This window comes from Paraburkholderia sp. RHO2 (assembly GCF_050955445.1).
In the GTDB taxonomy this organism is placed as follows: Bacteria; Actinomycetota; Actinomycetes; order Mycobacteriales; family Mycobacteriaceae; genus Prescottella; species Prescottella agglutinans_A.
The window spans coordinates 4,281,606-4,293,436 of the sequence record NZ_CP162617.1 but is presented as its reverse complement, the minus strand read 5'-3'; the positions used below and the strand labels follow the sequence as shown (position 1 = coordinate 4,293,436).

Genomic DNA, 11,831 nt, shown 5'->3' with positions numbered 1-11,831 from the left:
CAGTCGATACGGAGGCATTGGAAGTGGTTGCAGCGCTGAACGACACCCTGTTGGACGACGCACGGATGCCCGCGGTTCTCGCGGACGTCGAAGCGCTCGTCGACGCGGAGGTCTCTGACAAGAAGGGTGCGTCGGGGCTTGCGCTGAAGGGCGGCTACTCGGCGGTGAAGAAGGTCGGCCCGTCGATCGTGCCGGACGCCATCGAGGGACTGCTGCCGGCGTTCGTCGCGCGGCTCGAGCCGTTCTGGCAGGAGTTCGTCGCGAGTGGTGAGGGCAGCTTCTCGGCGTTCCTGACCGCGCGCAGCGATGCCGCGGCCGACGCCCTGCTGGGCGTGACGGACGAGCGCATCGAGGGCACCGACAAGGGCGCGATCAAGAAGGTCTACTCGACGCTGCGCCCGTCGGCGAAGAAGCATGTCATCGAGGCGCTGCCGCGTCTCGGCGACCTGGTGCAGAAGCACGCCGCCTAGTTCCTGGCGACACGGTGGGCCCGTCCGGTGATCCGGGCGGGCCCACTGTCGTTTTCGGGTTCAGTACGCGGCGTGTCCGCTGTATCGATACGCGGCTCGGCCGCCGTATCAGTACGCGGCTCGGCCGCGGCGCCAGTAGCCGGTGAACGCGATGTCGGACTTGGGCACGTGCCGGTCGGCGACGAGGTGCCGGCGCACGCCCGTCGCGAGATCGCTCTCGCCGGCGACGAACGTGTAGAACGGGCCCTCGGGCAGCTCGGCGGCCCGCACCGTCGCGAGCGCGAGTTCGCCGGGCTTCGCCGACGCGTCGTCACGCACCAGCCAGTGCAGTTCGACGTTGTCGCTCACGGCCACGCTCTGCGCGTCGTCGGCGTGCGGGATCTCGATGTACGCGCGCACCCGCAGACCCGGGTCGACGGACCGGAGGATGCCGACGATCGCGGGCAGCGCGCTCTCGTCGCCCACCAGCAGGTGCCAGCGGGCATCGGGGGTGGGGTTGTAGATCAGGCCCTCGTCCAGCAGGCCCAGCGGATCGCCCGCGGCGCAGGCGTCGGCCCACGCCGACGCCGGGCCGAGGTCGCCGTGCGACGCGAAGTCGATGTCGAGTTCCGGGCCGTCGCCGAAAATGCCTCCGGCGCGACGGAATTCGCGGACCGTGTAGTTCCGGAGCACCGGTCGGGCGTCCTTGGGGATCAGCTTGTACTGCGCGTACCACAGGCTGCCGGCGGAGTGCGGCAGCCGGACGTCGCTCTGTCCGGCCTCCGGAATGAACATCCGGAACCATTGGTCGAAACCCATCGGGGTGAACCCGTGCAGGCCGTCGCCGCCGATGGTGACGCGGACGAAGTTGGGGCTGATCCGCTTGCTGCCCAGCACGTGCGCCGAGACGATCTCGCGCTGTTCGGGTTTGACGAACTTGGAGCGTTTGGCCATGGCATTCCGTCCCGCGAATCCGGTGATAGTTTAGCCAACCCTAATACGAACGCGTTCCCGCTGGGTCAGCCAGGGCGGCCCGGACGGCGGAAGCGGCGGACCGGCGGCGTCATGCCCCATTCGTCGCGGCCCAGGCGGCTGAGCGGCGCCAGCGCCGCGAACGCGGGCAGGTCGTCGTCGGCGAGCGTCTCCGGCCGCACCGCGACCGCCAGCACGTCACCCATCACGACGAACGACTCGCCCACCTCGATCACCTGCCGCAGCCGGCACTCGATCGCCACGGGGGAGTCGGCGACCCGGGGCGGACGCACCCGCCCGCTCGGCTCGCTCGCGATGCCGAGCACCGCGAACTCGTCGGTGCCCGGCTCGTACGGCGCCGAACTGGCGTTGACCTGTTCGACCATCGGTTCGGTCGCGACGTTGACCACGAACTCGCCGGTCGCCTCGATGTTCCGCAGGCTGTCCTTGCGGGTGACCGACGTGAACTGCACCACCGGGGGATTCGCGCTCGACACCGTGAAAAAGCTGTACGGCGCCAGATTGGGCACGCCGTCCGCCGACAGCGTCGACACCCACGCGATCGGCCGCGGCACCACCGACGCGGTCAGCACCTTGTAGAAGCGGCCGGGATCGATGTCGGCGGGGTCGAAGATCGTGCGCACCATGCCGACCATCGTGGCAGCCCCCTCGCGGCGCGGCGACCGCAGCGTCTGCCAATCTGGAAGGCGTGAATCCGTCCACTGCACAAGCCACCGCCGTCGTCGACGAACTGATCCGCGGCGGGGTACGTGAGGCCGTGCTCTGCCCGGGTTCGCGCAACGCGCCGCTGGCGTTCGCGCTGCAGGCCGCCGACACCGCGGGGCGGATTCGCCTGCACATGCGCATCGACGAGCGCACCGCCGGCTTCCTGGCCCTGGGTCTGTCGATCGCGGGCGGGCGCCCGGTCCCGGTCGTGATGACCTCCGGTACCGCGGTCGCGAACCTCGGCCCGGCCGTGCTCGAGGCGAACTACGCGCGGATTCCGCTCATCGTGCTCAGCGCCAACCGCCCGTACGAGTTGCTCGGCACCGGCGCCAACCAGACCGTCGAACAATTCGGACTGTTCGGCAGCCAGGTGCGCGCGGCGATCAGCCTCGGACTGGCCGAGGAGGCCGGCGACGAGTCGCTGCGTGGGATCCGCTTCGACGAACAGAACAGCCAGTGGCGCTCCGCGGTGTGCCGGGTGCTCGCCGCCGCCCGCGGCACCCGCTCCGGCAACGCCGGACCCGTCCACTTCGACATCCCGCTGCGCGAGCCGCTCGTGCCCGACGTCCACGCGCAGGGGCCGATGCCGGAGGGCCGCCCCGACGGCGCGCCGTGGACCACGACGACGCACGCCACCCTGGACGTGCCGATGGACCTCGACATCACGCCCGACACCGTCGTGATCTCCGGGCACGGTGCCGCCTACCGGCCCGAGCTTGCCGGGCTGCCGACCGTGGCCGAGCCGACAGCGCCGCTGCACGGGCTGCCGCTGCACCCGCTCGCGCTGCCGCAACTCAAGCCGCGTCAGGCGATCATCACCGGCCGGCCCACGCTGCACCGACCCGTCTCCAAGCTGCTCGCCGATCCCGCCGTCGCGGTGTACGCGCTCACCACCGGCCCGCGTTGGCCCGATGTCTCCGGCAACGTCCGCGCCACCGGCACCCGCGCCGTGGTGTCCGGCGAGCCCGACCCGGCGTGGATCGCGCGCTGCCGGCACCTGTCCGAGCACGCCGACAAGGCCGTCCGCTCGCAGCTCGCGGCGCACCCCAAGACCACCGGCCTGCATGTTGCGGCGGCGGTCATGGACGCGCTGTCCGACGGCGACCAGCTGCTGCTGGGCGCGTCCAACCCGGTGCGCGACGCGGCGCTCGTGAGCTACCCGCGCGCCGGGGTGCGGGTGCTGTCCAACCGCGGCGTCGCCGGCATCGACGGCACCGTCTCCAGCGCGGTCGGCGCGGCGCTCGCCTATGAGAACGAGGGCCGCACCGTGGCCCTGCTCGGCGACCTGACGTTCCTGCACGACGCGTCGGGCCTGCTCATCGGGACCGGTGAGCCGCGTCCGAAGGATCTGACGATCGTCGTCGCCAACGACGACGGTGGCGGCATCTTCGAGCTGCTCGAGCAGGGCGACCCGCAGTACGCGGGCGTGTTCGAGCGCGTCTTCGGGACGCCGCACGGGATGGACCTGGCCGCGCTGTGCGCCGCGTATCGGATCCCGCACGCACACGTCACGCTGTCGGGACTCGCCGCCGCACTGACCGAGCCGTCGGAGGGCATCCGGGTGCTCGAGGTGGCCACCGAACGGTCCGGCCTGCGCGAGTTGCACGCCGCCGTGCGGGCACAGCTGTGAGTCCCCGCGTCGCGCGCCGGACGTTCGTCGGGATCGTCGTCGCCGCGATCGGGATCTCGGTGCTGGCGGTCCTGCTCGTGCTGGCGGCGTGGCGCAACGACCGGACCATCGAGTCGGACATGGGCACCGCGACCGCGGAGGTGCTGTCGGCGGGTTCGCTGCGGTCGGCGGTCAGCTTCGTCACGCCCGACGGCGTCACCCACAACCCGAAACTCGGCGTGCTCTATCCGACCAATCTGACCGCCGGCCAGCGCATCGACGTCGAGTACTCACGCAGCGATCCGGACCTGGTCCGTGTCGCCGGGCGTGACGCGCGGGTCGCCATCGTGCCCGCCGGATCGGTGATCGTCGTGACGTGGCTCGTGGCCCTGCCGGTGCTCTTCGTGCTGCGCCGCCGGGCGCGAAGCGGCAATTCCGACAATTCCTGAGAAGTTCACTCAGGAACGGTTTCTATCCTCGGTCGAATGCGAACCAGTACGAGGAGTGCCGAACGCGCGGGGATGATGCTGATCGCCGCGTCGGTGGTCGTGGTGGCGCTGTACCTGCTGCGCGATGTGAGCGCAGCGATCTACCGCGCGATCGTCCCGCACACGGCGGACCTGCCCGGAGTCGGGCTCATCGCGGACGTCGGGCTGCTCGTGCTCGTGGCACTGTTCGCGGTGCTCGCCGTGCAGATGTGGCGCACCCGCTCCCCGTACCTCGGGGACCTGCTGATGGGCGGGGTCGGTGTCGTCGTCGCCTACGCGCTCAGCGAGATCGTCAAGTCGCTCGTCGGCGAGGACCGGCCGTGCCGCACCCAGGTGGCGCTGCCGGACTGCCCCGCGGTCGGGGACTGGTCCTTCCCGAGCAACCACACCGTCATCGCGGTCGGTCTCGCGACCGCCATCGTGCTGGCGTCGGAGCAGATGCTGTCGTCGGTGCAGCGGGGCCTGGTGATCGCGCTCGCCGTCCTCATCGCCGCGGCCCGCGTGGTGCAGGGCGTCCACTACCCGCACGACGTCCTCGCCGGCGCGGTTCTCGGCTCTTCCGTCACGATCGCGGTGGTGGTGATGCTCGTGCCGTGGGCCCGCGGCAAGGCCCGCGCCCTGACCCGGCGCACCCCGTCGGCGGATGCCCCGTCGCCGGACAGCCCGGCAGCGGACATCGAGGCGTGAGCCGGTTGGTAGCGTCTTCGAGCGTGGCAGAAACACACGGATCGCGGGCCTCGCTCGAGAAGGATCCGCACGAGGTCGCGTCCATGTTCGACGGGGTCGCCGAGCGATACGACCTGACGAACACAGTGCTCTCCTTCGGGCAGGACCGCAGTTGGCGCAAGGCCACGCGTGCTGCCCTCGACCTGAAGCCGGGGGAGCGGGTCCTCGACCTCGCCGCCGGCACCGGCGTCTCCACCGTCGAACTCGGCCGCTCCGGCGCCTGGGTGGTGGCCACCGACTTCTCCAAGGGCATGCTCCAGGCCGGTATCGGCCGCAACGTCCCGATGGTCGCCGGCGACGCCATGCACCTGCCGTACGCCGACGGCGTGTTCGACGCCGCCACCATCTCGTTCGGCCTGCGCAACGTCTCCGACTTCGACGCCGGCCTGCGCGAGATCGCCCGCGTCACCAAACCCGGCGGGCGCCTCGTGGTGAGCGAGTTCTCCACGCCGGTGTTCGGGCCGTTCCGCAAGATCTACATGGAATACCTGATGAAGGCGCTTCCGCAGGTCGCGCGCGCCGTCAGCAGCAACCCCGACGCGTACGTCTACCTCGCGGAGTCGATCCGCGCCTGGCCCGCGCAGGAGGACCTCGCCAAGCGGATCGAGGCTGCCGGCTGGAGGAACGTGCAGTGGCGGAACCTCACCGGTGGCATCGTCGCGCTGCACCGCGCCGTTCGCTGACGTCGCCCGCGATCCCGGCGGCGACGGGACCATCGCGGAGTAGCGTGGCAGAGCATTTCGCACAGATCGCGGCGTGGGTTGCCGAATCCGAGCGGTGAATGGGATCAGGCGAACGGTGGCCGCGTATCGAGTCGCAGGGACGCCGCCCCGGACGTGCGCCACGCGCGGGCGACGGCGTCGGCGTCCTCGTCGGTGACGAGGTTGCCCATCACCCGCACCGCGACCGCCATCATCGCGCGTGAGCGCATCGCCACCGGGCCCGACGCCGGCAGGAACCGCGCGAGCGTCAGCAGCCCCGCCAACCGGCGTGCGATCGAGAACGCGCGGCCGTAGCGGTCGCGCAGGATCCCCGGCCACACGTCGGTGAGGTCGGGCTCGTCGAGCACCCGCGCCACCAGGCGGCCGCCCTCGAGTCCGTAGTCGATGCCCTCGCCGTTGAGCGGATTCACACACGCGGCGGCGTCGCCGATCAGCGCCCAGTTGCGGCCCGCGATGTTCGACACGGCACCACCCATCGGCAGCAGCGCCGACGCCACCGCATGCACGTTGCCGTCGAGCTGCCACTCGGTGCGCCGCTGCGCGACGTACAGGTCGAGCAGCGGCCGCAGCGCACCCGGGGCCGGCCGCTTGGCGGTCGCGAGCGTGCCGACACCGATGTTCACCTCGCCGGTCCCGAGCGGGAACACCCAGCCGTAGCCGGGCTGCAGCGCGCCGGTGTCGTCGCGCAGCTCGAGGTGTGACGTGATCCACGGATCGTCGCTGCGACCCGACGACACGTACGCCCGGGCCGCGACGCCGTACGCGGTGTCGCGGTGCCACTCGCGGCCCAGTTGCTTGCCGAGCGTCGAGCGCACACCGTCGGCGACGATCAGCTTCTCGCACGTGACGGTGCGCGGGCCGGCGGCCGTCTTCAGCGTCACCGCATGCACCCGGTCGCCGTCGAGGTCGACGCCGACAGCCTTGGCGCCCTGGACCATTCGTGCGCCCGAGTCGACCGCCGTGAGACGCAGACGGTCGTCGAGTTCCGCACGCGGGACGGCGCTGCCGACCGCGGGCAGCGTCCCACCGGGCCACGGCAGCTGCAGTTCCCGGCCCCACCCGGTCAGTCGCAGGCCCCTGTTGACGGTGCGTTCGCGGATCCAGTCGCCCAGCCCCAGCTGGTCGAGTTCGGCGACCGCCCGCGGCGTCAGGCCGTCACCGCACGTCTTGTCCCGGGGAAACGTCGCCGCGTCGACGAGAAGGACGTCGCGGCCGTCGCGCGCCGCCCACGCCGCGGCCGAGGAACCCGCCGGACCGGCGCCGACGACCAGTACTTCCGTGCTCGAGGGGAGATTCGGGGCATCGCTGGACCCTGCGGTCGGGAAATTGTCGGCCACCACCCCAGTATCTTCTCAGGCTGAGGTAGGACAACGCGGCGAGGGCAGGTTCGGTACCGGCCGGTGATACCGCTAGGTTCACTACCGTGGTTACCGAGGCGTCACCGACTACAGGAATGAGTACTGACATCGTGAGCACTGAGGGGTCGAGCACTGTCGTCGCCGGAGTCGATCTCGGCGACCAGCAGCTCGCGGACGTCGTGCGCGACGGGCTCGCCCGCGTCGAGGAGCTTCTGGTCAGCGAGCTGTCCGACGGTGAGGACTTCCTCACCGAAGCGGCGCTGCACCTCGCCAAGGCCGGCGGCAAGCGGTTCCGTCCGCTGTTCACCGTCCTGACTGCGCAGCTGGGACCCAAGGGCTCCGACCCCGCCGTCGTGACCGCGGCCACCGTCGTCGAGCTCGTCCACCTGGCGACGCTGTACCACGACGACGTCATGGATGAGGCCGCGATGCGGCGCGGCGCCCCGAGTGCCAATGCCCGTTGGGGCAACAGCATCGCGATCCTGGCCGGCGACTACCTGTTCGCCCACGCCTCGCGTCTGGTGTCGACGCTCGGCCCCGAGGCGGTGCGGATCATCGCGGAGACGTTCGCGGAGCTGGTCACCGGGCAGATGCGGGAGACGATCGGTGCGCGCGAACACCAGGATCCGGTGGAGCACTACCTCAAGGTCGTGTGGGAGAAGACCGGCTCGCTGATCGCGGCCAGCGGACGCTTCGGCGGTACCTTCTCGGGCGCCGACGCCGACCAGATCGCCCGGCTCGAGCGCCTCGGCGACGCCGTCGGCACCGCGTTCCAGATCGCCGACGACATCATCGACATCTCGTCGGCGTCCGAGCAGTCCGGCAAGACCCCCGGGACCGACCTGCGCGAGGGTGTCCACACGCTGCCGGTGCTGTACGCGCTGCGCGAGGAGGGATCCGACGCGGATCGCCTCCGGGAACTGCTCGCCGGACCCGTCACGGACGACGCCGACCTCGCCGAGGCCCTGGCGCTGCTCGAGCGCTCGCCGGGCATGGCCGCGGCCAAGGCGAAGCTCGGCGAGTACGCCGATCGGGCGCGCGTCGAGCTCGCGCAGCTGCCGCAGGGCCCGGCCAACGAGGCGCTGGTGCGACTCGTCGGGTACACCGTCGAACGCGTCGGCTGACCACTCGCTGAAGTAGCCTTCACACCAGCCCGGGAACCGTGTTCCCGGGCTGGTTCGTTGTCTTGGCAGGAGCCGTCCCGGGTCCAGGGTGACGGCGGATAGGGAAGAGGCGAGTCGTGCACGGTTACGCAAACGGTGCCAAGACCTTCGGGCTGCTGGTCGGGATGTCGGCGCTGATCATCTTCATCGGCTCGTTGTTCGGCAACCGGAACATCCTGATCTTCTCGATCTTCCTGGCGGTGGCGACCAACGCGTGGGCGTACTTCAACAGCGACAAGCTCGCGTTGCGCGCGATGCATGCCCAGCCCATCACCGAGGTGCAGGCGCCGGTCATCTACAAGATCGTCCGCGAACTCGCGACCGCGGCGCACCAGCCGATGCCCCGGCTGTACATCAGCCCCACCGCGGCCCCCAATGCCTTCGCGACCGGCCGGAACCCCCGGCATGCGGCGGTGTGCTGCACGAGCGGCATCCTCGACATCCTCGACGAACGGGAACTGCGGGCCGTGCTCGGCCACGAACTGTCCCACGTCTACAACCGCGACATCCTGATCTCGTCGGTCGCCGGCGCGATGGCGGCCGTCGTCTCGGGCCTTGCGAACATGGCGTTGTATGCGAACATGTTCGGCGGCCGCGGCAACGGGCAGGGGGCCAATCCCATTGCGCTGCTTCTGGTCTCGCTGCTGGGGCCGATCGCGGCCACCGTCGTCAAGCTCGCGGTGTCGCGGTCGCGGGAGTACCAGGCCGATCAGTCCGGGGCCGAGCTGACGGGTGATCCGCTGGCGCTCGCGTCGGCGCTGCGCAAGCTCGAACGCGGCACGCAGGCCGCGCCGCTGCCGCCGGAACCGAAGATCGCGGCGCAGTCGCACATGATGATCGCCAACCCGTTCCGCGCCGGCGACCGGGTCAGCAAGATGTTCTCCACCCACCCGCCCATGGCCGACCGGATCGCCCGTCTGGAGAAGATGGCCGGGGGTGGCCCCTCCGACGGGGGTCTGCCCCCGACCTACCGGGAGCACTGAAGTTTCAGATGGCACAGGCCGCACACGTTCCCTACGGGAAGATGTGCGGCCTGTGCTTCGGCAGCGGGGGTGACGTCAGCGGTAGTTGACGAACTGCAGGGCGATCCCGAAGTCCTCGTTCTTCAGCAGCGAGATGACGGCCTGCAGGTCGTCGCGCTTCTTGCTGCTGACGCGCAGCTCCTCGCCCTGGATCTGCGCCTTGACGCCCTTGGGGCCCTCGTCGCGGATCTTCTTCGAGATCTTCTTGGCGTTCTCGCTGCTGATGCCCTGGACCAGGGACCCGCTCAGCTTGTAGATCTTGCCGGACTGCGACGGCTCGCCGGCGTCGAACGCCTTGAGCGAGATATCGCGGCGGATCAGCTTCTCCTTGAACACGTCGAGCGCGGCGACTAGGCGCTCCTCGGTGTCGGCGGTCAGCGTGATGGTCTCCTCGCCGGACCACTCGATGCTCGCCCCCGTGTTGCGGAAGTCGAACCGCGTGCCCAGCTCCTTCGCAGCCTGATGCAGAGCGTTGTCCACCTCTTGACGATCAACCTTGCTCACCACATCGAAGGACGAATCAGCCACTGCACACTCCTGAATTCATAGCGGTCGACCCCACCCCGACGGGGGTGGGTTGCCCTGACGCTATCGGGTCGCAACCCCCTGTATCCACCCGGTTTGCGTATCCGGGGGGACTTCGTTGTATTCTTCGATACGCGTCAGAGCGAGCTTCGGTTCTCTGAGCGCGACCAGGCAGGTTGCCCGAGCGGCCAATGGGAGCGGACTGTAAATCCGTCGGCTTACGCCTACGTAGGTTCGAATCCTACACCTGCCACCAGCTCAGCCCCGGCCCTGAAAGGGCCGGGGCTGAACTGTTTTCGGGGTCCTTCCCCTCTCCTCCGTGGCGGCGCGAGCGGACTGTGATCTGTCCGACTGGTCGAGACTGCGTGGTCTTTCGATACCGCGCCCTCTCTAACGTCCGGTGGAAGTGGTGTCCGTCACAGGTCGGGCGACGGACGCGCGAAGGCGTCGTTCCCCCGATGGCAGGTCTGATCAACGCGAACGAGTCGGTGAAGCACCCGGGAAGTCTGTTCCTAGGCGGTGAGTGGGTCGAGCCGTCGACGCCCGCGCGGTTCGACGTCGTCAACCCGGCGACCGAGGACGTGTTCCTCACCGTCGCCGAGGCCGGCGCACAGGACGTATCGCGTGCCGTCGACGCGGGCCGGGGAGCGTTCGACCGCGGCCCGTGGTCGCGTATGACGCACGCCGAGCGCGCCCCGTATGTCCGGGCGATCGGCGCCGCCATCCGCGAGCGCAGCGCCGAACTCGGCCGGATCTGGACCAGTGAGATGGGCATCCTCGCCGCGGCCTCCACGGACGCGTCGGCGCAGTCCGGCGATGTCTTCGACTTCTACGCGGGCCTCGCCCACAGCTACGAGTGGGTCGAGCAGCACCAGCCCAGCTCCAGCCGCGGTGTCGGCCTGCTGGTCCGCGAGCCGGTCGGGATGGTCGCCCCGATCATTCCGCGGAACAGCCCGCAGGGCCTCATCGCGAACAAGGTCGCCCCGGCGCTCATCGCGGGCTGCACCGTCGTCGTGAAGGCCTCGCCCAAGGCCCCGGGCGCCGCGTACGTGTTCGCGGAGATCGTCGAGGCGTGCGGGCTTCCCGCCGGCGTCGTCAACGTCGTGACGGCCGAGCGGGAGGTGTGGGCGGCACATCGCCTCGCTGTGCGGGGAGCGGATCGCCCGCTGCACGCTCGAGCTCGGTGGCGAGTCCGCCGGCGTCGTCCTCGACGAGTTCGTCGAGGCCCTGGGCGTCGCGATGTCCGCGATCCGGGTCGGCGACCCGTTCGACCCGGAGACCGAGATGGGCCCGCTCGCGATGGCGCGGCAGCTCGACAAGGTCGAGGGTCTCGGTCGTGAGCGTCATCGCGGCCGACAACGACGCCGTCGGCATCGCGAACGACACCATCTACGGCCTCAACGCGTCGGTGTTCACGCACGACGTCGAGCGCGCCTGGGCGGTGTCGCGGCAGCTGCGATCCGGCACCGTCGGGCACAACGGGTTCCGGACCGACTTCGGCATCGCGTTCGGCGGCTTCAAGCAATCCGGCATGGGGCGTGATGGCGGCCGCGACGGCCTTCGGCCGTGTACCTGGAGGCCAAGACGGTGCTCCTGGACTCGATGCCGTCGGGCGTGCGGTGAGCCGCGTCAGCCACGCCTGAGGGCCCCGCTCCGCGGCCGGCCACGCCGTTCGACGGGTGATCGAACGGCGTGGCCGGCGCTCCCGGACACGCCCATCGGCGTGCGCGGCTGCGCATCGGTGCCTGAGAACGACGGGGAGTGCGCGGCGCAGTCACGATTTACCGGCTCTGACCTGCCAATTTGTTTCTCGGGCGAAGGTCTGTGTAATCTTCTGGAGGCTTCAGCGCGCAGAGATGCGCAGGACAGCCACGCCCCCTTAGCTCAGTCGGCAGAGCGTTTCCATGGTAAGGAAAAGGTCGACGGTTCGATTCCGTCAGGGGGCTCGCTGGATTGTGGTGCCGCCGGTTTCGCGCGACACTCGACACCGAGGCGGTGTAGCTCAGTTGGTAGAGCAAACGACTCATAATCGTTGCGTCGCCGGTTCAAGTCCGGTCACCGCTACACAAGA

11 protein-coding genes, 3 tRNA genes and 2 pseudogenes are annotated in these 11,831 nt (G+C 70.1%); 12 read left to right on the top strand and 4 right to left on the bottom strand.

The genetic code is table 11. The annotated features are described in order from the left end of the window. The first annotated feature begins 23 nt into the window (after window positions 1–23). Window positions 24–470 (top strand): DUF6918 family protein, encoded by a 447-nt coding sequence (locus ABTV10_RS19955; protein ID WP_499029624.1) that lies wholly within the window; start codon window positions 24–26, stop codon window positions 468–470. A gap of 108 nt (window positions 471–578) precedes the next feature. On the opposite strand, the gene ABTV10_RS19950 is transcribed toward ABTV10_RS19955, so the two are convergent. Both ABTV10_RS19950 and ABTV10_RS19945 read right to left on the bottom strand, forming a co-directional pair. Continuing rightward, window positions 579–1,403: a siderophore-interacting protein gene (locus ABTV10_RS19950; protein WP_499029622.1), complete on the bottom strand. Its 825-nt coding sequence runs from the start codon at window positions 1,401–1,403 to the stop codon at window positions 579–581. 65 nt (window positions 1,404–1,468) lie between these two features. Then, a complete protein-coding gene (locus ABTV10_RS19945; protein ID WP_499029620.1) occupies window positions 1,469–2,068 on the bottom strand; it encodes a flavin reductase family protein in 600 nt (199 codons plus the stop codon). A gap of 62 nt (window positions 2,069–2,130) precedes the next feature. On the opposite strand from ABTV10_RS19945, the gene menD reads away from it, so the two are divergent. From menD to ABTV10_RS19925, 4 genes are read left to right on the top strand one after another with little or no spacing between them, the layout of a single operon-like run. Then, entirely contained in the window at window positions 2,131–3,777 is a 1,647-nt protein-coding gene (menD, locus tag ABTV10_RS19940) for a 2-succinyl-5-enolpyruvyl-6-hydroxy-3-cyclohexene-1-carboxylic-acid synthase (RefSeq protein ID WP_499029618.1), read from the top strand. After that, window positions 3,774–4,205 (top strand): hypothetical protein, encoded by a 432-nt coding sequence (locus ABTV10_RS19935; protein WP_499029616.1) that lies wholly within the window; start codon window positions 3,774–3,776, stop codon window positions 4,203–4,205. The genes menD and ABTV10_RS19935 overlap by 4 nt, the downstream gene beginning before the upstream one ends. A gap of 36 nt (window positions 4,206–4,241) precedes the next feature. Next, window positions 4,242–4,931 (top strand): phosphatase PAP2 family protein, encoded by a 690-nt coding sequence (locus ABTV10_RS19930; protein WP_499029615.1) that lies wholly within the window; start codon window positions 4,242–4,244, stop codon window positions 4,929–4,931. A 23-nt stretch (window positions 4,932–4,954) separates the two neighbouring features. After that, window positions 4,955–5,653, top strand: coding sequence for a demethylmenaquinone methyltransferase (locus ABTV10_RS19925; protein WP_499029614.1), 699 nt, complete (start codon window positions 4,955–4,957; stop codon window positions 5,651–5,653). 104 nt (window positions 5,654–5,757) lie between these two features. Here the strand turns inward: ABTV10_RS19925 and ABTV10_RS19920 are convergent, their stop codons facing one another. Further along, window positions 5,758–7,029, bottom strand: coding sequence for a geranylgeranyl reductase family protein (locus tag ABTV10_RS19920; RefSeq protein ID WP_499029613.1), 1,272 nt, complete (start codon window positions 7,027–7,029; stop codon window positions 5,758–5,760). Window positions 7,030–7,160: 131 nt separating this feature from the next. On the opposite strand from ABTV10_RS19920, the gene ABTV10_RS19915 reads away from it, so the two are divergent. After that, complete coding sequence (locus tag ABTV10_RS19915; protein WP_499029611.1) at window positions 7,161–8,174, top strand: polyprenyl synthetase family protein; 1,014 nt, start codon at window positions 7,161–7,163, stop codon at window positions 8,172–8,174. A 116-nt stretch (window positions 8,175–8,290) separates the two neighbouring features. Next, window positions 8,291–9,196: a zinc metalloprotease HtpX gene (gene htpX / locus ABTV10_RS19910; protein WP_499029609.1), complete on the top strand. Its 906-nt coding sequence runs from the start codon at window positions 8,291–8,293 to the stop codon at window positions 9,194–9,196. Window positions 9,197–9,271: 75 nt separating this feature from the next. Here the strand turns inward: htpX and ABTV10_RS19905 are convergent, their stop codons facing one another. Beyond that, window positions 9,272–9,763, bottom strand: a complete 492-nt coding sequence (locus ABTV10_RS19905; protein WP_499029607.1) for a YajQ family cyclic di-GMP-binding protein — start codon at window positions 9,761–9,763, stop codon at window positions 9,272–9,274. 167 nt (window positions 9,764–9,930) lie between these two features. Between ABTV10_RS19905 and ABTV10_RS19900 the strand changes: the two genes are divergently transcribed. The 5 genes and pseudogenes from ABTV10_RS19900 (at window position 9,931) to ABTV10_RS19880 (ending at window position 11,824) form a co-directional block, all read left to right on the top strand. After that, a tRNA-Tyr gene (locus tag ABTV10_RS19900) sits at window positions 9,931–10,016 on the top strand. A gap of 202 nt (window positions 10,017–10,218) precedes the next feature. Further along, window positions 10,219–10,824 (top strand): annotated as a pseudogene (locus tag ABTV10_RS19895) (aldehyde dehydrogenase family protein); the annotation flags it as partial. Between the two features lie 272 nt (window positions 10,825–11,096). Then, window positions 11,097–11,267 (top strand): annotated as a pseudogene (locus ABTV10_RS19890) (aldehyde dehydrogenase family protein); the annotation flags it as partial. A 366-nt stretch (window positions 11,268–11,633) separates the two neighbouring features. After that, a tRNA-Thr gene (locus ABTV10_RS19885) sits at window positions 11,634–11,706 on the top strand. Between the two features lie 45 nt (window positions 11,707–11,751). Beyond that, window positions 11,752–11,824: transfer RNA gene (locus tag ABTV10_RS19880), tRNA-Met, on the top strand. Window positions 11,825–11,831: the final 7 nt, after the last annotated feature.

Coding starts and splice junctions, on each gene's coding strand:
- ABTV10_RS19950 (WP_499029622.1), bottom strand. CDS start 1,403: ATGGCCAAACGCTCCAAGTTCGTCAAACCCGAACAGCGCGAGATCGTC.
- ABTV10_RS19945 (WP_499029620.1), bottom strand. CDS start 2,068: ATGGTGCGCACGATCTTCGACCCCGCCGACATCGATCCCGGCCGCTTC.
- ABTV10_RS19930 (WP_499029615.1), top strand. CDS start 4,242: ATGCGAACCAGTACGAGGAGTGCCGAACGCGCGGGGATGATGCTGATC.